This window comes from Streptomyces californicus (assembly GCF_000717645.1).
GTDB classification, from domain to species: Bacteria; Actinomycetota; Actinomycetes; order Streptomycetales; family Streptomycetaceae; genus Streptomyces; species Streptomyces californicus.
Window position 1 is genome coordinate 379,568 of record NZ_JNZZ01000016.1, and the last position, 21,823, is coordinate 401,390.

17 protein-coding genes are annotated in these 21,823 nt (G+C 74.5%); 4 read left to right on the forward strand and 13 right to left on the reverse strand.

Annotation, left to right across the window (positions count from 1 at the left end; all coding sequences use genetic code 11):
* Window positions 1–33: 33 nt before the first annotated feature.
* Together IF19_RS0122115 and IF19_RS1000000137760 are read right to left on the reverse strand one after the other, a co-directional pair.
* Window positions 34–816, reverse strand: a complete 783-nt coding sequence (locus IF19_RS0122115; RefSeq protein ID WP_030116697.1) for an SAM-dependent methyltransferase — start codon at window positions 814–816, stop codon at window positions 34–36.
* 244 nt (window positions 817–1,060) lie between these two features.
* Complete coding sequence (locus IF19_RS1000000137760) at window positions 1,061–1,216, reverse strand: hypothetical protein (RefSeq protein WP_167345047.1); 156 nt, start codon at window positions 1,214–1,216, stop codon at window positions 1,061–1,063.
* Between the two features lie 187 nt (window positions 1,217–1,403).
* Here IF19_RS1000000137760 and IF19_RS0122125 point away from each other — a divergent pair, with 187 nt between their 5' ends.
* Window positions 1,404–2,891, forward strand: a complete 1,488-nt coding sequence (locus tag IF19_RS0122125) for an alpha/beta hydrolase family protein (RefSeq protein ID WP_199807299.1) — start codon at window positions 1,404–1,406, stop codon at window positions 2,889–2,891.
* Window positions 2,892–3,085: 194 nt separating this feature from the next.
* Window positions 3,086–4,594, forward strand: a complete 1,509-nt coding sequence (gene proP / locus IF19_RS0122130) for a glycine betaine/L-proline transporter ProP (RefSeq protein ID WP_030116695.1) — start codon at window positions 3,086–3,088, stop codon at window positions 4,592–4,594.
* A 124-nt stretch (window positions 4,595–4,718) separates the two neighbouring features.
* Here proP and IF19_RS0122135 read toward each other — a convergent pair whose 3' ends face one another.
* The 5 genes from IF19_RS0122135 to IF19_RS1000000137765 form a co-directional block, all read right to left on the reverse strand.
* Complete coding sequence (locus IF19_RS0122135) at window positions 4,719–6,137, reverse strand: lanthionine synthetase C family protein (RefSeq protein WP_234310488.1); 1,419 nt, start codon at window positions 6,135–6,137, stop codon at window positions 4,719–4,721.
* Window positions 6,109–7,320 carry a JmjC domain-containing protein gene (locus IF19_RS0122140; protein ID WP_030116693.1) on the reverse strand — a complete coding sequence of 404 codons (1,212 nt, stop codon included), beginning with the start codon at window positions 7,318–7,320 and terminating at the stop codon, window positions 6,109–6,111. Before IF19_RS0122140 ends, IF19_RS0122135 begins: the two co-directional genes overlap by 29 nt.
* Window positions 7,317–8,591, reverse strand: coding sequence for a hypothetical protein (locus IF19_RS0122145; protein WP_030116692.1), 1,275 nt, complete (start codon window positions 8,589–8,591; stop codon window positions 7,317–7,319). The genes IF19_RS0122140 and IF19_RS0122145 overlap by 4 nt, the downstream gene beginning before the upstream one ends.
* A complete protein-coding gene (locus tag IF19_RS0122150) occupies window positions 8,588–11,215 on the reverse strand; it encodes a type 2 lantipeptide synthetase LanM (protein ID WP_234310490.1) in 2,628 nt (875 codons plus the stop codon). Before IF19_RS0122150 ends, IF19_RS0122145 begins: the two co-directional genes overlap by 4 nt.
* Window positions 11,216–11,296: 81 nt before the next feature.
* On the reverse strand, window positions 11,297–11,464 hold the full coding sequence (locus IF19_RS1000000137765; protein WP_167345048.1) for a hypothetical protein: 168 nt from the start codon (window positions 11,462–11,464) through the stop codon (window positions 11,297–11,299).
* Window positions 11,465–11,699: 235 nt separating this feature from the next.
* Between IF19_RS1000000137765 and IF19_RS0122160 the strand changes: the two genes are divergently transcribed.
* A complete protein-coding gene (locus IF19_RS0122160) occupies window positions 11,700–13,754 on the forward strand; it encodes a neutral/alkaline ceramidase (protein WP_030116687.1) in 2,055 nt (684 codons plus the stop codon).
* Between the two features lie 4 nt (window positions 13,755–13,758).
* Here the strand turns inward: IF19_RS0122160 and IF19_RS0122165 are convergent, their stop codons facing one another.
* From IF19_RS0122165 to IF19_RS0122180, 4 genes are all read right to left on the reverse strand, one after another.
* Window positions 13,759–14,241 carry an NUDIX hydrolase gene (locus tag IF19_RS0122165; RefSeq protein WP_030116686.1) on the reverse strand — a complete coding sequence of 161 codons (483 nt, stop codon included), beginning with the start codon at window positions 14,239–14,241 and terminating at the stop codon, window positions 13,759–13,761.
* A 29-nt stretch (window positions 14,242–14,270) separates the two neighbouring features.
* Complete coding sequence (gene lnt / locus IF19_RS0122170) at window positions 14,271–15,863, reverse strand: apolipoprotein N-acyltransferase (RefSeq protein ID WP_030120426.1); 1,593 nt, start codon at window positions 15,861–15,863, stop codon at window positions 14,271–14,273.
* 217 nt (window positions 15,864–16,080) lie between these two features.
* Entirely contained in the window at window positions 16,081–16,644 is a 564-nt protein-coding gene (locus IF19_RS0122175) for a hypothetical protein (RefSeq protein ID WP_030276783.1), read from the reverse strand.
* Window positions 16,645–16,726: 82 nt separating this feature from the next.
* On the reverse strand, window positions 16,727–17,512 hold the full coding sequence (locus IF19_RS0122180) for a glutamate racemase (RefSeq protein WP_030120424.1): 786 nt from the start codon (window positions 17,510–17,512) through the stop codon (window positions 16,727–16,729).
* 58 nt (window positions 17,513–17,570) lie between these two features.
* On the opposite strand from IF19_RS0122180, the gene IF19_RS0122185 reads away from it, so the two are divergent.
* A complete protein-coding gene (locus IF19_RS0122185; protein WP_030276785.1) occupies window positions 17,571–18,752 on the forward strand; it encodes a glycosyltransferase in 1,182 nt (393 codons plus the stop codon).
* Between the two features lie 40 nt (window positions 18,753–18,792).
* Here IF19_RS0122185 and IF19_RS0122190 read toward each other — a convergent pair whose 3' ends face one another.
* Together IF19_RS0122190 and IF19_RS0122195 are read right to left on the reverse strand one after the other, a co-directional pair.
* A complete protein-coding gene (locus IF19_RS0122190) occupies window positions 18,793–20,100 on the reverse strand; it encodes a TerD family protein (RefSeq protein ID WP_050493855.1) in 1,308 nt (435 codons plus the stop codon).
* Window positions 20,101–20,264: 164 nt separating this feature from the next.
* A complete protein-coding gene (locus tag IF19_RS0122195) occupies window positions 20,265–21,791 on the reverse strand; it encodes a SulP family inorganic anion transporter (RefSeq protein ID WP_030116678.1) in 1,527 nt (508 codons plus the stop codon).
* Between the last annotated feature and the right edge of the window lie 32 nt (window positions 21,792–21,823).

Consider the following 21,823-nt stretch of genomic DNA (forward strand, 5'->3'; position numbering starts at 1 on the left):
CGGAGATGCCGCGCGCCCTCCGTACGGCCGGGGTCAGGGCTTGCGGGCGACGAGGCCGCACTGGTCGACCGGGACCGCGTCGTCCTCCTCGGGCCGCCACCGGTCGATCGGGACGAATCCGGGCTCGACCAGCTCCAGCCCTTCGGCGCACCCGGTGATCTCCTCGGGCTCGCGGACGAGGTAGGGCGGGTTGTCGCCCGACGCGTACGCCTCCTGCGCGGCCAGCGTCTGCGGCGTCTTGACCGTGTCGCACAGCACCAGGTAGCTGCCCGACGGCATCCGGTCCAGGTACCGCCGGACCACGTCGATCCCGTCGGCCGGGGCGAGATGGCCCAGGGTCGAGAGCAGGAGCACGGCGACGGGTTCGGACAGGTCGAGGGTCCTCGCCGCCTCGTCCACGACCGCGTCCACGTCGGACAGGTCTGCCTCCACGTAGGCTGTGCTCCCCTCGGACGCGCTGGTCAGCAGGGCCTCCGCGTGGGCGAGGACGATCGGGTCGTTGTCCACGTAGACGATCCGTGATTCCGGCGCGATGCTCTGCGCCACCTCGTGCGTGCTGTTCGCCACCGGCAGCCCGGTGCCGACGTCCAGGAACTGGCGCACCCCGGCCGAGGCCAGGTGGCGGACGGCCCTGATCTGGAAGGCGCGGGAGGCGCGGGCGATGTCGACCATCTGCGGGTAGGCGGCGCTCACCGCCTCGGCGAGCTCCCGGTCCACCGGGTAGTGGTCCTTGCCGCCCAGCCAGGCGTTCCAGACGCGCGCCGAGTGGGGGACGTCGGACCGGATCCTGCGGCGGAATTCGTCGTCGACGCTCATGGCTCTCCTCTGCCGGCTCTCCGTGCCGGGCGGCCGGCCGGGTGACACGCGCCGGGCGCCGGACCTCTGCCGGCGACCGTACCGCGCCGACCGGTGGCACGCAGCGGGGCCGGACCGGGAGAAGGGCGCTCAGCACTACTCAGCGGGGCCGGGCCGGGACACAAGCACTCAGCGGCACGCAGCGGGCCGGACCGGGACACAGGCACTCAGCGGCACGCAGCGGGACGGGCCGGGAGACCTGCGCTCAGAGAATGCGGCCCATGAGGCCGAAGACCCAGCTGATCAGTACCGCGAGCAGGACGAAGACCCCGACAGTGATGACGCCGCACCACGACCAGCCGCCCCCGGTGTCCGGCCCGTGGCCGTCCCGCCCGCCCGGCTCCACGTCGAACAGATCCATGTCCTGGTCCTCCCCCGTACGCGGAACGTCCTGGTTCCGCTGGGGAGTACTGTCCCACGTCCGCCGCCGGCCGGTCCGGTGTACCCGTGCGGGATGACGGGCCGCCCCGCCGCATGCGCCTCAGGTCGCACACGGTCGCGACGTAAGCGCGATGTGCCGGGCCGTCACCGGATCCGACGATGGCCGTATGACCGTATCGACCGGGGCGACGCTGTCCGCCCCCGAAGCCCTGACGGTGCTCGGCGCCCTCGTCCTCGTCCTGGCCCGCTGGCTTCCCCGGCGGTGGCGCGGCCCGGCGGCGCTCGGCTCGGGGGCGCTGCTCGTGGGCTCGGTGGCCGTGCTCGCCCTGACGGGGCCGCGCTGGCAGTTCGCGTCGGTGGTGGGCGCGGCCGCCGTCGCGGGGGCGTTCGCACTCGCCGGGTGGCGGGCGCGGCGCTCCGGCCGGAGGCCGCGGCGGGCCAAGTGGTGGGCGGCGCTGCCGGGGTCGGCGGTGTGCGTGGCGCTCGTCGTCGCGGGGCCGGTGGCGGCGTGGGCGTTTCCGGTGCCGGACTTCCCCGGACCGACGGGGCGTTTCCCGGTGGGCACACGGACGCTGGAGTGGTCCGTGCCCGCGGCGGACCGGGCCCGGGGGAAGAAGACGTACCGGGCGGAGGAGCGTTCCCGCGCGGACGGGGAGAAGGGGGCGCGTCCACTCGTCGTACAGCTCTGGTATCCGGCGGGGCGGGGCCAGGGGGACGCCCGGCGGGCCCCGTATCTCGGGCGGACCGAGGCGGAGGCGCGCACGGTCTCGGCGGCGCTGGCCGACTACTCGGGCGTACCCGGGTTCCTGCTCGACGGACTGCCGCGCGCCCGGACCCACGCGGTGCCCGGCGCTCCGGTGGCGGAGGACGGCGGCCCCTTCCCGGTGGTGCTCTTCTCCCCCGGGCTCGGTGGTGTGCGCACCCAGAACACCGCCTGGGCCGAGGAACTCGCCTCCCACGGCTACGTCGTGGCCGCCGTCGACCACCCGTACGACGCGGCGGCCGTGGTCCTCTCCGACGGCCGGATCCTCCGTACCCGGGTCACCGCCACCGGCGACCCGGCGAAGGACGAGGCGCTGGCGGTGGGGTGGACGCGGACGCGCGCGGCGGATCTGCGGGCGGTGCTCAGCCGGCTGGAGCGCGTGGGGAGCGGCGGCGCGGACGGGCCGCTCGCCGGGCGGCTCGACACCGGGAGGGTGGCGGTGGCCGGGCACTCGATCGGAGGCGCGGCGGCGCTCGTGGCGGCGCGCGAGGACGCCCGGTTCGACGCGGTCGTCGACCTGGACGGCTATCCGCACGGGACAGACGGAGGGCGTGTCGAGCAGCCGGTGCTGGCGCTCACGCAGGAGATCGGCCCGGACACCGACCCGGACTATCTGCCGCGGCTCACCCGGGTGCTGGAGTCCGGCGCGGCGGTGAACTACCGGCTGACCGTCCCCGGGGCCGCGCACCTCACCTTCACCGACGCCCCGCTCTACCTGCCGCCGGTCCCGGGCGTCGTCGGCTCCCTGGGGCGTACGGAGAGCATCCGGACCACCGCGGACGCGACCCGCGCCTTCCTCGACGCCACCCTGCGCGGCTCCCCCGGCGACCTGCGCTCCGCGCTCGCGGCCCACGGGGAGGTGACGGTGCACCGCCCCGGCGGCGTCCGCTGACCGCCTCACCCGTGCGCACCGCCCGGGAGGCCGGGACGGTGCGGCGGGGCCAGAATCGGAGGCGCTGAGCTCCGGGACGCCCCGTGCCCCACCACGGCGGCCGTCCTCGCGGGCGGAGAGGGCGGACGATGGCCGGACCGGCACGGCGGGGGCGTAACCCCCGGCGCGGAAATGACAACGCGGCCGTGGACCGCATGGTCCGCACCCTGATCCGCCGACGCAAGAAGTCGTTCCGCGAGGGGGACGTCACCGTCACCGATCCGCCGAAGGTCCGGCGCGCGGTGACGGCCGCGGCCCTCGGCAACACCATGGAGTGGTTCGACTTCGGGGTCTACGCCTATCTCGCGGGGACGCTCGGCAAGGTCTTCTTCCCGGCCAGTTCGCCGGGCGCGCAGGTGGTGTCGACGTTCGCGACGTTCGCGGCGGCCTTCCTGGTGCGTCCGCTGGGCGGGCTGGTCTTCGGGCCGCTCGGCGACCGGGTGGGGCGGCAGAAGGTCCTGGCGCTCACGATGATCATGATGGCGGCGAGCACGTTCGCCGTCGGCTTCCTGCCCACGTACGCGGCGGTCGGCTTCGCGGCCCCGCTGCTGCTCCTGGTCTGCCGTCTGGTGCAGGGCTTCTCCACCGGCGGGGAGTACGCGGGCGCCACGACGTACATCGCGGAGTACGCCCCCGACAAGCGGCGGGGCTTCCTGGGCAGTTGGCTCGACTTCGGCACGTTCGTGGGCTACTCGCTCGGTTCCGGCCTGGTCACCGTGCTCACCGCCGTCCTCGGCACGGACGGGATGACGGACTGGGGCTGGCGCATCCCGTTCTTCGTCGCGGGTCCGATGGGCATCATCGGCCTGTACATGCGGCTCAAGCTGGAGGAGACGCCCGCCTTCCAGCAGGAGGAGGCGTACCAGGCCGCCGAGGCGCGGTCCGGCGGCGAGGACGATCCGGTCGAGGAGGCCCGGCAGTCGGGCAAGGGGCGGCTCAAGGAGATCTTCACGAAGCACTGGGAGGCCGTGCTCATCTGCATGGGCCTGGTGCTGCTGTACAACGTCACCAACTACATGGTGACGTCCTATCTCCCCACCTACATGTCCTCCACCCTCGGCGAGCCGGAGACCACCTCCCAGCTCCTGGTCCTCGGCACGATGCTGCTGGTGGTGCTGCTCATCACCACCGTGGGGCGGACCTCCGACCGGTGGGGCCGCAGACCGGTGTTCATGGCGGGCAGCCTGGCCCTGATCGCCCTGTCCGCGCCCGCCTTCCTGCTGATCCGGCAGGGCGGCATCCTGCTGCCGGCGCTGGGCTGCGGGGTGCTCGGTCTGCTGCTGGTCTGCTTCGCGGGGACGGCCGCCTCGACGCTGCCCGCGCTGTTCCCGACCCGGCTGCGGTACGGCGCGCTGTCGATCGCCTTCAACATCTCGGTGTCGCTGTTCGGCGGTACGACCCCGCTGTTCGCCTCGGGCCTGGTGGAGGCCACGGGGAACGAGATGGTGCCCGCGTACTACCTGATGGTGGCCGGAGTGATCGGGCTGGTGTCCACGTTCTTCCTGCACGAGACGGCGGGGCGCCCGCTGCGCGGTTCGGGCCCGATGGTGGAGACGCCGGAACAGGCGCGGGAGCTGGTGGCGCGGAGCCGGACGGCGGCGGGCCGCCAGGCGCGCGACGTATGGCTGCGGGTGCGGAACCTGTGGCGGGGGCCGCCGCGCTGAGCGGGCGTCCCGGGTCCCGTACGTACACCGCGCGCGCAACACGGTCCGGCCCTTGGCGATGCCGCCGCGTCAGGTCGGGTCAGGTCAGGTCAGGTCAGGTCAGGTCAGGTCAGGTCAGGTCAGGTCAGGTCAGCAACAGGGCGCCGTCCCAGGAGGTCACCGGCGGCTTCCCCGTGGCGTACGTGTGCAGGGCGAGGGCGATGCCCGCCGCGCCCTCCAGGAAGCCGGGGCGGTCGAGGGGGCGGCGCGCCAGTGCGTGGGCGTAGCGGTAGCCGAAGGGCGCCTTCGGATCGAACCCTTCCAGCGTCCGGAGCGCCAGCCGGTCGGCGGCGGTGTGGAGGGCCGGATCGGCGGTGCCGTGGGCGGTGCGCAGGACGATCTGGAGGAGTCCGGACCAGCCGTGACAGAGCGCGGAGTCGCGGATCAGGTCGTCGCCCGCCGCCGTCAGCGCGCCGAGGAGCGCGGCGCGGGCCTCGGCCCGCCAGTCGGGCCGGTCCAGCGCGGCGGCGGCGAGGTGGACCGCGCGGGCCGTGCCCGCCGCGCCGTAGCACCAGGAGTCCCGGCCGCGCTCCGGCGGGTCTGCGGCGGCGATACGTTCCCGGGTCATCAGGTGCGGCCAGCGCGGACCGGCCTCGTCGGTGGTGGCCAGCCGGGCCAGCAGCGCCACGGTCCGCTCGACGGCCTCGTCCTGGCGGTCGACCCGCACGCCCGCCAGCCAGGCGGTGGAGAGCAGGGCGAGGGGGCCGGACACCCCGTGGGCGAGGCCGAGGTTGACGTGTTCGGCGAGCCCGTGGTCGAGGCCGTCGGTGATCCACCAGGCGGGCAGCCGGGTGCCGTGGCGCACGATGTCGTCGGCGGTCGCGGCGGCGACGAGCGAGGTGAGCACCTCGGTCAGCGCGGTTCCGGCCGCCTCCCGCGCCTCCCGGCTCTCCGCCGCCCGGTGCCGGGCCAGCAGATAGCGGCCGATCCCGGCGGTGCCGCCGAGCACGTCGTAACGGGCCCACGCGCCGGCGGGCTCGCCGGCCCGGAACCGTTCCAGGTCGGCCCGGGCCCGGGTGCGGGCCTGGTCCAGGATGTGCCGGTCGAGTCCGGTGAGCAGGGTGGTGTAGCCGCCGGAGCCGAGAGCCGCGGTGTGCCCGGCGTACGCGAGCGCCACCATTCCGCCGAACAGCGACTGGGGCAGCAGCCGGATCCCGGAGGCGAGTGCGGCGGACAGGTGCGCGTGGGCCCGCTCGCGCGCCGCGGTGTCCCCGGCCGCCAACTCGGCGTGGAGCAGGGCGACTCCGGGGTGGCCGTCGGAGAGCTGGAGCGGGTCCCAGACCGGTTGCGGGTCGCCCGGGTAGTGCATGAGGTTGTCCGGGGCGCCCGCGATCCGCGCGACCCGCCCGGGGTCGGCCAGCCGCTCCGCGACCTCGGCGACCACGTCGGCGGCGGCCTGCCGGTGGGCGGGCTCGTGGGGCGGGCGGTCGTCCCGGGGATCGGCCTGCCCGAGGCCGCCCCCGTACGGTGAACGGTCAATGGGGGTCGGCGCGTGTGACGGCACGGAAGCTCTCCAGTTCCTCCAGCAGGCGGCGGACCTCCGCACGCCCGGACTCGGGCAGTTCCCCGACCCGTACCGGCTCCCCGGCCGCCAGCCGCCGCAGCACCGCGTGAGCCTCGGCGCCGACCCGGCCCGAGGTCGTGTGGCCGCCCGCCGCCCAGGCGCGCGGACCGTCGCCGGGGGCGGGCAGCAGCGGGGCGGACCGCCGTACGGGAGTGTCGTCGTCCAGGGCGCTCGGCGTGGCGGGCGGTTCGGTGGGCCAGAAGCCGCCCGCGGTCCTGACCCGCAGGGCGAGGCCGGTGGCCCGGTCGTCGAACCGGTCCTGTGCGAGCTCGGCGGCGAAGGCGTCCACGGCGTCGGCCAGGGCGGTGGGCAGTTCGGCGGCGAGGCGGCCGTCCGCGTCGGCGTCCGGGGTGAACAGCGGGGCGGAGGAGGCCGCCCGGGTGCCCCGGAACAGGTCCTTGATCTCGTAGTACGGCCGGTGCTCACGGCGCGGGACGCCCACGTTGACGCTGGTCGCGGGCGTGTCCCCGGCGCTCTCGCCCACGTGGTAGTAGCGCGAGGGCCAGTAGAGCAGGTCGCCCGGCTCGACCTCCGCGACGAACGAGGACGCCAGGTAGGGCTGGTAGTCCAGCACCGTGTGCACCGGGTCCGACCACGGCCGTTGCGCCCAGAACCGCATCCGCTTGGCGCCGCGTACGCAGAACATGAAGGTGGCGAACCGGTCCTGGTGCACGCCGACCGGACTGTGCTCGTAGGAGCCGTGGAACATCGTGGAGCCGACGCTGTGCGTGGGCTGGCCGACCCGCTCCCACAGCCCCGCGTAGAACCGGCGCGCGCGGTCCCACAGCGGATGGGAGAAGGAGTGGAAGCGGTGCACGACGAGGGCGTAGCGCTGCCCGTCCAGCCGGTCGGCCATGCGCCGCTCGTAGCCGTCGAAGGAGCCGTCGGACGGCTCGGGCAGGTAGTCGTACGGCCGGGTCTGCTGCCGTCGCCGTACGAGGAACTGGAGGTTGCCCGGAACGGCGAGGGGGTGGGGCGGACGGCTGCCGAGCACGGCGGCCCGGAACACCTCGGGCTCGGCGAACGGCACCGTGTCCACGCCCTTGTACAGCACGGGCCGCCGGTCCCAGAACCGCTCGGTGAAGGTGTCCCAGTCGAAGGTCTTCTGAACGGTCAGGGTCATGGCGTCCGCTCCTCGTCGACCAGGTCGATGCCGCGCAGCCGGTACAGCTTGTCGAGCAGCGCGAGCACCGTCGCCGCGTTCCCGTCGCCGTCGGCCCCCAGGGCGCGGCACACCTCGTCGGCCCCGGTCTCCCCGCCGTCGCCGAGAGCCGCGTACACCCGGTCGCCCGCGGCTCTCGGCAGCGTGAAGACGTTCCCCTCCACCGCCCAGACCTCGTGCCCGGGTCCGTCGGCCATCCGGACGATCTCGCCGGTGCGGCGGAAACGGGTGGACCGGGTGATCGCCGCGCCCCCGCGGGGCGCCGGGATCGGTTCGAGGCCGGCGGCGGAGCGCAGCGCCGCCCAGCGGATCCGCAGGGTTCTGCGCAGGTGTTCCCCGTCCACGACCGTGCGCAGGTCGTCGCCGAGCGCGGTGAGCCGGGGCAGCACACCGTCCGGGCCGTCGACGGCGGTGCCGGGGCCGAACGGGAAGTACGGGACGGTCTCGTCGCCGCCGCGGCCCGCGTGCACCAGATCGGCGAGGAGGTCCCGCAGGGCGGTGAAGGGCAGCGTCCGGTCGACCGGGACGCGCAGGCGGAGGGCGACGCACCGGTCCCGGTAGACGTCCACGTGCCGGTGGTCGCCGGGCCAGTACAGCAGCTCCCCCGCCCCGGCGCTCAGAGCGCGTGTCCCGGGGACGTCCCGGTCCGGGTCCGCGATGGTCTCCGGCGGGGGCCCGCCGCGCTCGTCCCACAGCCTCACGTCCATCCGCCCGCGCAGCACCCAGGTCAGCGCGGCGTGCGTCGGGGCCTCGGCCGCGCCGACGTGCTGGGTGAACCGGTCGCCCGTCAACACCTCGGCCACCACGGGGAGGTTGGGCCAGCCGACCTGACGCCAGAGGCCGCTGACCGCGTCGCGCACGGCGGACCACAGGGCGTGGTCGAGAAGCAGCGGCTGACGCACCGTCAGCAGATAGCCCTGCCTGGCGAGATCGGCGTCGAGGCGGTCGAGGTGGGCGTCCAGGGTCGGGTCATCCGCGTCGGGCAGCAGGGCGCCGGGCGCGCGCAGCCAGCCGTCCCCCGCGAGGAACCGGACGTCGGGCATCACCCAGAACCGCGTTCCGGCGCGGAACGGCGCGCAGGAGGCGACGTTCAGGGGATGGACCCGGTCGAGGCCGAACGGCGGCGGCGCGGTCAGCCGCACGGGCTCCCGGTCCCAGTGGTTCCGGGCGAACAGCTCCCAGTCGACTCCGCGGGGCGGGGCCCCGCGGGTCCCGGGGGCGAGCGTGCTCATGTCGCTTCCCTTCCGGTCAACGTCCGTTCGACCGAATCCGGGGGCCGGGGCTCCGCCTCGGCCCGTACGGTGCCTCCCCGGGGCGGTCGCCCTGACGGGACCCGCGCACCCTCCCCGGGCGGGCGCCCGGACGGGTCGCGCGCCTCCTCCCGGGGCGGGCGCCCGGACGGGTCGCGCACCACGTCACCCAGCGGGAACCGGCGCCGGATGCGCTCCGTGTGGTCGGCCAGGGGGTCCATGCCGTAGGCGGCGCGGCGCTGGTCCACCCGCTCCGGCTCCTCGATGGGCCAGGGCTCCAACCGGCCCGCCACCGGCTCGAACTTGGTCCCGTACACCTGCGGGCGCCCTTCGTCGACGCGCAATTCATCGGTGAGGTAGGCGACTTCGCGCCACGGAAGGTCCCGTCGCCCGGCGGCCTCCCGCATCAGCTCCAGACAGCGGCGGCGGAAGTCGAGGTGTCCGCGCGCGTGTTGTACGAGGCGGCTCGCGGCGGCCGCCGCCTCCGCGCCGACCAGGGCGTGCCCCGGCCATCCGTGTTCCGCGACGATCGTGGCGAGCCAGGCGATCCCGGCGTCGGTCAGCTCCCGCAGGCGGCGTTCGGCCCGCTCGTCGCGCATCCCGTCGGCCGCCCACGGCATCCGGACCGCGCCGTCGAGCCGGTCCAGCCGCAGCAGCCGGCGGCGGATCTCCCCGGCGGGCGCGGGCTCCACCGGAGCCTCGGGGGCGTCGACGGGGTCGACGCCCAGCCGCACCTTCGCACGGTCCCACCGGTAGGTGATCCGGCGCCCGGCCTCCGGCCAGTCGAAGGAGACCTGCCCCTCGGCGGGGCTCTGCAGGTGCAGCCGTACCCCCAGGGCCTCGTCCGTGACGACGTGGTCGGTCACGTCGTCGAAGACGTGCTCCACGGCGTCCCGGAGGGCGACCCCCAGACCGGCGAGCGTGAGGTTCGCGCCCTCCAGCAGCTCCGCCAGCGGGGGCCAGCCGCCCTCGGGTTCGGGCCGGGCCGCCACGGGGGACGTGCCGAACGGGACGGGCGGCGGTTCGACGGCGAGCACCGGGCCGCCGCTCAGCGGGCGGACGAAGTAGGGCACGTCCATGCGCCGCAGCTGTTCGGTCTCGGCCCGGTCGAACCGTACGTCCGGATCGGCCGGGCGGGGTGCGGCGCCGCCGCCGGAGAGCCAGCGGGGCACGAGCGCGTCGAAGTACTGGAAGGTGGGCCGGCGCAGCACCCGTACGTGGTGGCCGGGGGCGGCCGCGGCGAAGAACGCGGCGATCTCGGCGCGTCGGCGGCACATCAGGGTCCAGGCGTCGAACATGCCGCGCAGCAGAGCGGGCAGGTAGGGCCCGTAGCCGGTGCGCCCTTCGGTGTCGGCGACGACGTTCCTGGTCTCGTCCCGGGCGAAGGAGACCCTGCGCCGGTGCAGGCGCAGCCCTCCGGACGGCTCCTCGGCCCAGCACACCGGTGGCCCCTCGGCGGCGCACCAGCGGGCGAAGCGCTCCAGCCCGACGTGGTGCTGGTCGATCTCGGCGGTCGCGTCGTGCAGGAGGCCGGTGTCGTACAGGCGCGGGACCCGGCAGAGGTAGATCTCCAGGTCGATCGGGTAGAGCAGCGGCTCCGGGTCGCCGGGTCTGCTGCCGGTGACCACGTTGCCGCCGATCATGTCGGTGATGCCGAAGGCGAACATCGCGGCGGTCAGCGAGCCGGTGCGGTGCCAGAAGCGCCCGGACTCCTCGGGGGTGAAGCGGGCGGCGGACAGCTCCCGGCGTCCGGACGTGCGGATCGGGCCCCACTGGGCGGGGGGTTCGATCCACTCCTGCCAGAGGTAGCCGGGTCCGCTCCCGGGCCGGCAGTCCAGCACGGGGAGCCGGATCTCTCCGGACGCGGCGGGCGCGCGGTTGAGCAGGTCGAACAGCGAGGCGGGCGGCCCGGCGCCGCCGGCCCGGGTGAACAGCAGTTCCCCGGAGGCCGGGCGGGGCTTGTAGGCGATCCGACCGCCGCCGGCGCAGTCCAGGCGCAGCACGCGCTGGCGCCCGTTGTGGGTCTCCTCGCCGTGGGCCCACAGCCCGACGACCGGCCCTCGGAACGCGGGGCCGGCGGGCCAGCAGGCGGCCATGTCCCGTTCCAGCCGGTCGAGGAAGAGCGTCAGGAATTCCTCGCAGCGCGCTCCCCACTCGGCCACCCGCTCACGGGCGTGACGCGGCTTTCCCGCGGCGCAGGCCACAAATGCCTCGGACACCGTGGGACCGAAGACATCCGCGTTCGTGATGTCGAGTATTCCGGCGGAAACAACGCCCGAATAACGTGGTGCGGAATGGGCGCACCAGTCGTCGAGCCGTTCCCACAGTTCCAGCAGGGGCGAGAACCGCCCGTCACGGAGCGCGCGTTCGAGCATCCGCGCGTCAGCCTCGCCGCCGAGCAGCCGGTCGACCGCGACCGTCCCCTCGGGGCCCGCGCCGACCACGGGAGGGAACATGGCGCCCGCCGCGCCCTCGCGCACGGCGTCGACCACGCGCCGCGCGGACGAGGGGAGTCGGGCCGGGGCCTCGCGCCCGCGCGCCTCACCCGGGCTGTCGGGGGCGGGCATCTCCCAGAGCACTTCGGCGTCGAGGGGTGAATCCGGCACAGCGGCCCTCCGTGTCGTCGCTGGGGGACGTACACGCGCGACCGGGTGGCGCCGGACCGGGCCGACGCCACCCGACACGCGTCAACAGCAGTAGACGCCCGCGCACGTACCACAGGCGGTGCCGCTGCCCGAGTTCGTCGGAGAAGCGAGCGGCGGGATTTCCTGTTCCAGATCGCCGATCACCAGATCGAATACGTCATCGGCGTTCCGGTCCGTTCCGCCCTGGACCTTTTCCTCGACTGCCTGCATGAATATCCTCCTCCCGTACTGGCCAATTCATCCGCCACTCAGTAGAACAATGCGCCATGCACATGTCAACGCTGCGCCCTCGGTGCGACACCGGGCGCGAACGATTTACTGACCGGTAGACATCTATGCGACGCAGGTCACACTCCTCTACGGTCGGGGCACCGTCCCGGCGCCCGTACATCGGTGAGCCGCCGACCGGGCCCGGATGCCGCCCGCTCCCGTCCCAGGAGGTCCCATGCCACCACCCGCCGCCCGCCGCTCCCGGCGCAGGCTCCCCGTCACGGTCCTGACCGCCGTCCTCGCGGCGGTCACCCTCGGCGCGCCCTCCCCCGCCTCGGCCTCGGACACCGCCGGGGAGTACCTCATCGGGCGCGGCATCTCCGACGTCACGGGCGAGGCCGCCGAGACGGGGATGATGGGCTACTCCAGCTTCGACCAGAAGACCTCGGGCATCCACCAGCGCCAGCGGTCGCGCGCCTTCGTCGTCGTCGACCGGGCGAGCGGCAAGCGCGTGGTGTACGTCAACGCCGATCTGGCGATGATCTTCCAGTCGGTCCGCCAGGGCGTCCTCGCCCGGCTGAAGGAGCGCTACGGCAGCCTGTACGGCGAGGAGAACGTGCTCCTGTCGGCCACCCACACCCACTCGGGGCCGGGCGGCTACTCCCACAACGTCGCCTACAACCTCTCCGTCCTCGGCTTCCAGAAGAAGACCTACCGGGCGATCGTGGACGGCATCACCGACTCGGTCGCCGAGGCGCACCAGGACCTGAAGCCCGGCACCATGAGCCTGGGCACCGGCACCCTCACCAACGCCAGCGTCAACCGCTCCCGCGCGGCGTTCGACCGCAACCCGGCCGCCGACCGGGCCGCCTTCCCCGACGCGATCGACCCGGCGATGACCGTGCTGCGCTTCCGGCAGGGCGGCGAGGACGTGGGCGCGATCAACTGGTTCGCCACCCACAACACCTCGATCACCAACAAGAACACGCTGATCAGCCCGGACAACAAGGGCTACGCCTCCTACGCCTGGGAGCACGGCCACGAGGGCGTGCGCTACCTCGACGACACCCCCGGATTCGTCGCGGCCTTCCCGAACACCAACGCCGGCGACATGTCCCCCAACCTCAACCTCAAGCCCGGGTCCGGGCCCACCGAGGACGAGTTCGAGAACGCGCGCATCATCGGCGAGCGCCAGCTCGACAAGGCCCGCGAGATCCACCGCGACGCCGAGCCGGTCGCCGGAGGGGTCGACTCCCGGCTCGCCTACGTCGACATGGAGGACGTGACCGTCGGCGGGGCGTACACCCCGGACGGCGAGGAGCACCGCACCTGCCCCGCCGTCGTGGGCGCGTCCACGCTCGCCGGCAGCGTCGAGGACGGTCCGGCCATCCCCCTCTTCGAGGAGGGCATGCGCACGCCGATCGCCCCGATCCTCGAAGCGCTGCGCGTCGACACCCCCTCCTGGCTCGCCGCCTGCCAGTACCCGAAGGCGAGCCTGATCCCCACGGGCCTGCTGAGCGACGTCCACCCGGTCACCCCCAAGCGGCTCCCGCTGCAGATCATGAAGATCGGCGAGCTGCACCTGGTGGCCGCGCCGGGCGAGTTCACGATCGCCTCCGGACTCCGCGTACGCCGCACGGTGGCCGAGCGCCTCGGCGTTCCGCTGGACCGCGTCCTGCTCCAGGGGTACGCCAACGCCTACAGCCAGTACGTCACGACGCCGGAGGAGTACGACACCCAGAACTACGAGGGCGGCTCCACCCTGTACGGCCGCTACACGCTCCCCGCCTACCAGCAGGAGTACGCCCGGATCGCGGACTCCCTGCGCGCGGGCACCGCACTGGACCGGGGCACGGCGCCGCCGGACGAGTCGGGGCGGCAGTTCACCTTCCAGACCGGGGTCGTGTACGACAACCCGCCCTCGGGCAAGTCGTTCGGCTCGGTACTGAAGGCCCCGGAGGGCTCGTACGCGCGCGGCTCCACCGCCACCGCCGAGTTCGCCACCGGTCACCCGAAGAACGACGTCCGCCGGGGCTCCACCTTCCTGGAGGTGCAGCGGCTGGAGAACGGGACGTGGAAGCGGGTGCTGGACGACGGTGACTGGGAGACCACCTACCGCTGGACCCGGCTCAACGGTCTGACCGGCACCTCGAAGGCGACGATCACCTGGAGGATCGCACCGGACACCGCACCCGGCGCCTACCGGATCGTGCACCACGGGGACGCGAAGAGCCTCCTGGGGAAGATCACGCCGTTCACCGGAGCCACGGGGACCTTCACGGTGAGGTAGAGGTTCAGGGTGTACGCGGGGTGGGCTGAAACCAGGCGGGGCCGTCGGTGAGGGCCTGCTTGATCCGGAACAGGGCGAACTCCCCGAGCGGCGGGAGCCCGTCCAGCGGGAACCAGCCCACCTCCAGCGACTCGTCGTCGTTGACCCGTGCCTCGCCGCCGGTCGCCCGGCAGCGGAAGGTGACGTCCAGATACTGGCAGCGGTCGCCGTTGGCGTACTGGACGGGGGCCAGCGCCTGGGTGAGCACCACCCGCTCGGCCACGCAGTGGACGCCGGTCTCCTCCAGCACCTCGCGCTCCGCCGTCGCGGCGGGCTCCTCCCCCGGTTCGGAGATCCCGCCGATCACCGACCACTTGCCGGTGTCCGCGCGCCGTCCGAGCAGCACCCGCCCCTCGTCCTCGAAGACGACGGCCGTCACGCCGGGCAGCAGGAGCAACTGGTGCCCGGCGGTGGCGCGGATGTCACGGATGAAGTCGGGAGTGGCCATGGAGCGAGCCTACGGGGCCGGATCCGGTGCTATCGCGCGGTGCCCCCGGTCCGGCGCGCCCGGACCGCCGTGACACCCGCCCAGCCGAGGCCCGCCAGGGCCAGCAGCGCGATCAGGCCCTCGGGGAGGGGCCCCATGCGGGTGGCGGGGGTGAGCGACGAACGCAGGGGGACGTCCTCGACGAGGGCGTCGGGGGTGAACATCCCGCTCTTCTCCACGATCGTGCCGTCGGGCCGGATCACCGCGCTGACGCCGCTGGTGACGGGCACGACGACGGCACGCCCGTGCTCGACGGCCCGCACCTGGCTCATGGCGAGCTGCTGGTAGGTCATCTCGCTGCGGCCGAACGTCGCGTTGTTGCTCGGTACGGCGATCATCTGCCCGCCGTGGGTGACGGTGTCGCGCACAGCGTCGTCGAAAGCGGCCTCGTAACAGGTCACGAGCCCCACCCGGGTCCCCGCCAGGTCGAAGACGCCGACCTCGGTGCCGGGGACGAACTCGCGCTGCACCCGGTCGACGTCCTCGCTGAAGAAGCGGGCGACGGTCCGCATCGGCATGTACTCGCCGAAGGGCTGGATGTGCCGCTTGTCGTAGGTGGCGACGGGGCCCTTGTCGGGCTCCCACTCGATCAGCGTGTTGCGCAGGCTGTCGGAGCCCTTCTCGACCACCGACCCGATGACCGTGGGGACACCGATCTCCCTGACCGCGCCGTCGATGATGTCGCGGGCGTCCGCGTTGAGGTAGGGGTCGAGGTCGGAGGAGTTCTCCGGCCACAGGACGAAGTCGGGCTGCTTCACCTTGCCCGCCTTCACCTCGTCGGCCAGCTGCGCGGTGCGCCGGGCGTGGTTGTCGAGGACGGCGCGGCGCTGGGCGTTGAAGTCGAGGCCGAGGCGCGGCACGTTGCCCTGGATCGCGGCTACGGTGGCGGTGCCGTTCTCCGCCGAGTCGTCGACCAGCGGCAGCGCGGCGAACGCTCCGGCGACCGGGACGAGGACGCTCGCGGCGGCCCCGGCGACGGCGGCGCGGGGGATCTTCCCGGTGCTCCGGTACGCCACGCCCCGGCGCACCGCCTCGTAGAGCCCGAAGCCGCACAGCACGACGGCGAAGGAGAGCAGCGGGGTGCCGCCGAGCGCGGCGATCGGCAGGAAGGGGCTCTCGGACTGGCCGAAGGCGATCTTGCCCCAGGGGAAGCCGCCGAACGGGATCCGGGCGCGGACCGCCTCGTCCAGCGTCCAGACGGCGGCCGCCCAGAGCGGCCAGTACGCGAGGCGGGTCACCGCGGCGATGGCCAGGCAGCCGACGGCGATGAAGAGCGCTTCCGCGGTGGCCAGGGCCAGCCACGGCACCGGGCCGACGTCCTCGCCGGTCCAGCGCAGCAGGGGGAGCATGAAGCCGAGCCCGGACAGCAGCCCGAGGCCGAAGGCGGCCCGGAGCCGGCGTCCGTGCAGCACCCATCCGAGCAGCGCGAACCCGGGCAGCACGAGCCACCACACGGTCCGGGGCGGGAAGCTCGCGTAGAGCAGGAGCCCGGACAGGACGGCGGCCGCCGGGCGCAGGAGCCGGCGCGGCAGTCCGGTCGTCCGGGGTGCCGCCGGGGGCGGCGATTCGTCGACGGGGGTCATGGTGGCGGTCACCCGCCGGAGTCTACGGTGGGCGGCGGTGAGCGGCGGAGTCGACCTGCGCGGGCCGGTGCGTGAGCGGGGGCCGGCGGGCGGCCGGGCGGCGGCACGGACCACCGGCGGCGGTACGGGGCGGCGCGCACACGGTACGGGGCGATGCGTCGGCGGTACGGGGCGGTGCGTCGGCGGCCGGGCTCCGCGCAGGCCGGGGCGGACGGGTTCAGTCGCGCGGGCGCCCGCCCGCGGCCGGCAGGTGCAGGCGTGCGCCGATGAACCGTACGGCCTCCTCGGCGTCGTCGACCGTGACGGTGAAGGTGCGGCCGTCGCCGAGGCGCAGGGCCATGCCCTCGCCCCTGCGGACCACGACGGCGGTGCCCTGTTCGGGGCGCCAGCGGTAGCCCCAGCCGCCCCAGTGGCGCGGGGTGATCCGGGGGACGAACTCAGCGCCCGTCACATGGCTGAGCAGGATCCGGCGGCGCGGCAGTCCGGCGTGTCCGCACCGGACCTCCAGGCTGTCCCCGTCCACTCTGACGGCGACGTGGACGAAGGCGAGGGTGCCGAAGAGGATCAGCAGTCCGGCGGCGAGGCAGCCGATCACCGACATCAGCAGCGGGGCGATGCCGGAGGTCCAGGCGCCGTCCAGCGCGAGTTCGATGCCCAGTGCCACGCAGCCGGCGCCCGCGAGGGCCGGCAGCCACTGGAAGCGGTTGGTGGCGCGGCCGTTCCACTCCGCGGGCGGCGCCTGGCTCGACCCGTGGGCGGCCTGGTCGGGGTGGTCCGTCATATGCGGCAGCGTAGCCGCGTTCGGCCCTCCCGGCCGGGGCGGCGGGGGCCGATCGGGCGAAGCGGAGCCGAGGGCGGCCCGGTCAGCGGACGGGCGTTCCGGCGGCCAGGACACGGCCTTCGGCGTACGTCAGCGCGGCGTCCGGCAGGGCGGCGACGCTGCCGCCCCGGAGCACGGTGAGGGTGCCGGACGGTTCGGCCGTCGGAGCGGGGTCCGCCCCGATCCGGCGCAGCGCCTGGGCGGCGACCGCTCCGGCGGAGGCGTGCAGGGCGAGCGGCGGGCGGCCGGGGCGCTGCACGGCGTCGCGGATGCGGCCGGCGACGAGCTCGTAGTGGGTGCAGCCGAGGACGACCGCCCGCACGTCGGAGGGGGTCAGGGCGGCAGCGGCGGCGACGGCCCGGTCGATCCCGGCCTCGTCGCCGTGCTCGACGGCGTCGGCGAGTCCGGGGCAGGGGACCTCGGTGACCTCGGCGGCGCCGCCGAACTCCGCGATCAGCGCGCGCTGGTAGGGGCTGCCGGTGGTGGCCGGGGTGGCCCAGATGGCGACGGAGCCGCCGCCCGCGGCCGCGGGCTTGATCGCGGGCACGGTGCCGATGACCGGCAGCGCGGGCTCCAGCTCGGCGCGGATCGCCGGCAGGGCGTGGACCGAGGCCGTGTTGCAGGCGATGATCAGCGCGTCGGGGCAGTGGGCCGCGGCGGCGCGTGCGACGTCCAGGGCGAGGGCGGTCAGCTCCTCGGGGGTGCGCGGTCCCCAGGGCATCGAGCCGGGGTCCGACGAGAGCACCAGTTCGGCGTCGGGCCGCAGGCGGCGCACGGCGGCCGCTGCCGCCAGCAGGCCGATTCCGGAGTCCATGAGCGCGATCTTCACCCGGTCACCCTAGCCGACAGCCCTTGCGGACCGGGCTCGGTGGGGCAGACTTCGGCGGATGAGCGCCGTTGCCTGGATCGCCGTGGGTTCGCTGATCGTGTGGGGGTGGCTGCTCCTGGGCCAGGGCTTCTACTGGCGGACGGACCAGCGGCTCCCCCGGCGCGAGGACCCGGTGCGGTGGCCGTCGGTCGCGGTGGTGGTGCCGGCCCGCGACGAGGCGGAGATGCTGCCGGTGAGCCTGCCGTCGCTGCTGGTCCAGGACTATCCGGGGGACGCGCGGATCATCCTCGTCGACGACTGCAGCAGCGACGGCACCGGGCGGCTCGCCCGGGAGCTGGCCACCCGGTACGGGGGGCTGCCGCTGACCGTGGTGACGCCCGGGGAGCCGGAGCGGGGCTGGACCGGCAAGCTCTGGGCGCTGCGGCACGGGATCGCGGTGGCCCGGCGGGAGAAGCCGGACTTCCTGCTGCTGACCGACGCGGACATCGCGCACGAGCCGGACAGCCTGCGCGATCTGGTGGCCGCCGCCGGCCCCTCGGGCCCGGACGGCTTCGACCTGGTGTCGCAGATGGCGCGGCTTCGGGTGGAGAGCTTCTGGGAGCGTCTGGTGGTGCCCGCCTTCGTCTACTTCTTCGGGCAGCTCTACCCGTTCCGCCGGGTGAACCGGGACCGGTCGCGGACCGCCGCGGCGGCGGGCGGCTGCGTCCTGCTGCGCACCGGGGCCGCCGAGCGGGCGCGGATCCCGGAGTCGATCCGGCAGGCGGTGATCGACGACGTGTCGCTGGCCCGGGAGGTGCGGCGGGCCGGCGGCCGGATCTGGCTGGGGCTCGCGGAGCGGGTGGACAGCGTACGTGCCTACCCCCGGCTGGCGGACCTGTGGCGGATGGTCGCGCGCAGTGCGTACGCGCAGCTGCGGCACAGTCCGCTGCTGCTGGCGGGGACGGTGCCGGGGCTGCTGCTCGTGTACGTCGCGCCGCCCGCGACGCTGGTGGCGGGGGTGCTGACGGGCGACGGGGCGGCCGCCTGGGCGGGCGGGGCCGCGTGGACGGTGATGACGGCGACGTACCTGCCGATGCTGGCGTACTACCGCCAGTCGCCGTGGCTGGGGCCGCTGCTGCCGGTGACGGCCGTGCTCTACCTGCTGATGACGGTGGACTCGGCGGTCCAGCACTACCGGGGGCGGGGTGCGGCCTGGAAGGGCCGTACGTACGCGCGTCCGGACGCCGCGCCGGACCGGTGAGGCCGCCGGGCGGCGGCGGGCCGGTCCGGGCGGGCGCCGGTCACTTGCGGCCGGGCGTCCAGTTCATGCCCCAGCCGTAGGCGGCGTCGATGGTGCGCTGCGGGCTGACGCCCCGGTTCGGGACGAGGTAGCGGGCCTCGCGCCGCACGGTGAGTTCGCCTCCGTCGTTGGTGATGAGGGCGAGGGCGCAGACGGTGGACGGCACGGTGCACTCGTCGAGGGAGAAGTCGACGGGTGCGCCGTTCTGCGGCTGGAGGGTGACCGTGGCGTGCAGGTCGGCGAAGCTCCGCGCGCCCTCGTAGATGGTGACGAAGATCAGGACGCGGCGCAGCAGGTCCTTGTGGTCGAGGTTGATGGTCATGTTCTCGCCGCTGGAGACCGCGCCGGTGCGGTCGTCGCCGTCGAGGTGGATGAAGGGCGGCCGGTCCAGCGCGCCGAACGCGTTGCCGAGCGCCTGGACGACCCCCTTGCGCCCGTCGGCGAGTTCGTACAGGGCGCAGAGGTCGAGGTCGAGGTCGGCGTGCATGGCGACGGCCCGTCCGAGCTTCGCCCCCCAGCCCTTGAACTGCTTACGGACCTCCCAGTTGAGGTTGACGCGCAGGGCGCCGGAGGTGCCGCCCTGCTTGGCGAGCGAGACGGCCGGGGCGCTCTTGGTCAGCGTGATCTTGGTGAGCCGTACGGGTGCGGGGGCGGCGGGCGCCGGAGGCGCGGGGGCCGGAGCAGCGGGTGCCGGGGCGGGCGCGGGCGCGGCGGGCCGGGGCGGTGCGGGAGGAGCCGCCGGGGCCTGCGGGGCGGGGGCCGGGGCGTGCTGCGGTTCGTCCACGGAGATGCCGAAGTCCGTGGCCAGCCCTTCGAGGCCGCTGCTGTATCCCTGGCCCACCGCGCGGAACTTCCAGGCGCCCTGACGCAGGTACAGCTCGCCGAGAATGAACGCGGTCTCGACGGTGGCGTCCGTGCTGTCGAAGCGGGCCAGTTCCGCACCGCTCGCCGCGTCGGTGATCCGCACGTGGAGCCCGGCCACCCGGCCGAAGGTTCCGCCGTCCGCCGAGGCGGCGAGGACGACGCGTTCGATCCCGGCCTCGATCTTCCCGAAGTCGACGACGAGGGTGTCGGTGACCCGGTCGGCGGCGGTCTGCTTGCCTTCGTGCCTCACCGCACCGGAGGCGTGGGCGGGCTGGTTGTAGAAGACGAAGTCGGCGTCGTCGCGCACCCTGCCCGCCACCAGCAGGAGTGCGGAGGCGTCGACGTCGGGGGCGCCCGGCGCGTTCTGCCGCCCCACCTCGACGCGCACGGTGCCGGCCGGCACCGGAACGTTGCTTCCCTTTTGCATGGTCATGGTCGCCCCCATCACGAGTCCGGCTGCCCGCCGGGCAGCCCCCACAACCTAGTCCCCCGGCCTCGGCGCGAGGTGGGGGACCCGCCCGGAGAGGGGGCGGCCGGGGCCCTGCCGCCGCCCGACGGGGCGGCGGCAGGGCCGGGGCGTACGGACGGCCGGCGCCGGGGCGAACCCGGCTACCGTCCTGGTTCCGGGGGCCTTCGGCCGTCCGGAGCGGCGGCCGCGAGTGCGACCCCGCGCGGTCCCCCGCCGTCGGCCGAAGCGTGGGCCCCGGCGCTGTGCGCGGTCCACGCCTCCAGCGCCGTGCGGCAGGCGTGGTCCAGGTGGCGCAGCCGCGAGAGGTCGAGCTCCACCGGCCGGTCCTTCGGGAGGGCTTCCAGGGTGTCCAGGATCAGCGGCAGGCGCAGGAAGGTGGCGCTGCCGCTGAGGGCGACCGTGACGCGGTCCTCCCGCTCGTCGACGTCGAGGCGTACGGCGGAGGTCTCCCACGCGGTCTTCACCACGGCCAGCCCGATGCCGAGCAGCACCCCCATGAACATGTCCGTGAGGATGATCGCCAGCGCGGTCGCCGTCAGGACGACGGCCTCGCCCCGGTGTTCGCGCCAGAGCGGCCGGATGGTCGTGACGGGGATGAGCTTCGCACCCGCGTGGACGAGGATTCCGGCGAGGGCGGCCACGGGGATCAGCCCGAGCGCGGCGGGGAACAGGGCCGCGAACAGCAGGAGCCACACCCCGTGCAGGATGCGGGACGCCTTGGTGCGCGCGCCGGCCTGCACGTTGGCCGCGCTGCGCACGATGACGGCGGTCATGGGCAGCGCGCCGACGAGGCCGCAGAGGGTGTTGCCCGCGCCCTGGGCGATGAGTTCCTTGTTGTACTGGGTGCGCGGTCCGTCGTGCATCCGGTCCACGGCGGCGGCGCTGAAGAGGGATTCGGCCGAGGCGATGAGGGTGAAGGCGAAGACGACGCCCAGGAGCCCGAGGTCGGCCAGGAGGCCGAAGTCGTCCAGTCCCGTCAGCCGCAGCGAGTCGATCAGGCCCCGGACCTCGATGGTGGCGACGGGCAGGTCGAACAGCGCCACCGCCGCGATGGCGAGCGCGACGGCCACCAGGGGCCCGGGGAGCACCCCCGGCAGCCGGCCCGGGAGCCGCTTCCACAGGATCAGCACGGCGATGGTGCCGACGCCGATGGCCGTGGAGGACAGCGCCGCGGGGCCGGTGACGCGGGTGAACAGGTCCGGCAGTCCGGCCAGGTTGTCGAGGCCGCTCCCGGGTGCGCTCGCCCCGGCCATGGCGTAGAGCTGGCTGCTGATCAGTACGAGTCCGATGCCGGCGAGCATGCCGTGGACGACGGCGGTCGAGATGGCGCGGAACCACCGGCCGAAGCCGACGAGGCCCAGTCCGACCTGGAGGAGTCCCGTGGCCAGGACGAGGATGCCGAGCGCGGCGACGCCGTGGGTGGTGACGGCCTCGTACACCAGGACGGTGAGCCCGGCGGCGGGGCCGCTGACCTGGAGCGAGCTGCCGGGCATCGCGCCGGCGACCAGTCCGCCGACGATGCCCGTGACGAGGCCCAGCTCGGCGGGGACGCCGGAGGCGACCGCGATCCCGACGCAGAGGGGGACGGCGACGAGGAACACGACGATCGAGGCGAGGACGTCCTGGGACAGGGCGTCCGGGCGTAACCGGAGGTGGGGGGAGGACATGAGAGCGTCAGCTCCTTGGGGAGTGGGGGGAG

Coding starts and splice junctions, on each gene's coding strand:
- IF19_RS0122165 (WP_030116686.1), bottom strand. CDS start 14,241: ATGGCCACTCCCGACTTCATCCGTGACATCCGCGCCACCGCCGGGCAC.
- IF19_RS0122185 (WP_030276785.1), top strand. CDS start 17,571: ATGAGCGCCGTTGCCTGGATCGCCGTGGGTTCGCTGATCGTGTGGGGG.
- IF19_RS0122125 (WP_199807299.1), top strand. CDS start 1,404: ATGACCGTATCGACCGGGGCGACGCTGTCCGCCCCCGAAGCCCTGACG.
- IF19_RS0122190 (WP_050493855.1), bottom strand. CDS start 20,100: ATGGGGGCGACCATGACCATGCAAAAGGGAAGCAACGTTCCGGTGCCG.
- IF19_RS0122145 (WP_030116692.1), bottom strand. CDS start 8,591: ATGAGCACGCTCGCCCCCGGGACCCGCGGGGCCCCGCCCCGCGGAGTC.
- IF19_RS0122160 (WP_030116687.1), top strand. CDS start 11,700: ATGCCACCACCCGCCGCCCGCCGCTCCCGGCGCAGGCTCCCCGTCACG.
- lnt (WP_030120426.1), bottom strand. CDS start 15,863: ATGACCCCCGTCGACGAATCGCCGCCCCCGGCGGCACCCCGGACGACC.
- IF19_RS1000000137760 (WP_167345047.1), bottom strand. CDS start 1,216: ATGGATCTGTTCGACGTGGAGCCGGGCGGGCGGGACGGCCACGGGCCG.
- IF19_RS0122195 (WP_030116678.1), bottom strand. CDS start 21,791: ATGTCCTCCCCCCACCTCCGGTTACGCCCGGACGCCCTGTCCCAGGAC.
- IF19_RS0122115 (WP_030116697.1), bottom strand. CDS start 816: ATGAGCGTCGACGACGAATTCCGCCGCAGGATCCGGTCCGACGTCCCC.
- IF19_RS0122140 (WP_030116693.1), bottom strand. CDS start 7,320: ATGACCCTGACCGTTCAGAAGACCTTCGACTGGGACACCTTCACCGAG.
- IF19_RS0122175 (WP_030276783.1), bottom strand. CDS start 16,644: ATGACGGACCACCCCGACCAGGCCGCCCACGGGTCGAGCCAGGCGCCG.
- IF19_RS1000000137765 (WP_167345048.1), bottom strand. CDS start 11,464: ATGCAGGCAGTCGAGGAAAAGGTCCAGGGCGGAACGGACCGGAACGCC.
- proP (WP_030116695.1), top strand. CDS start 3,086: ATGGTCCGCACCCTGATCCGCCGACGCAAGAAGTCGTTCCGCGAGGGG.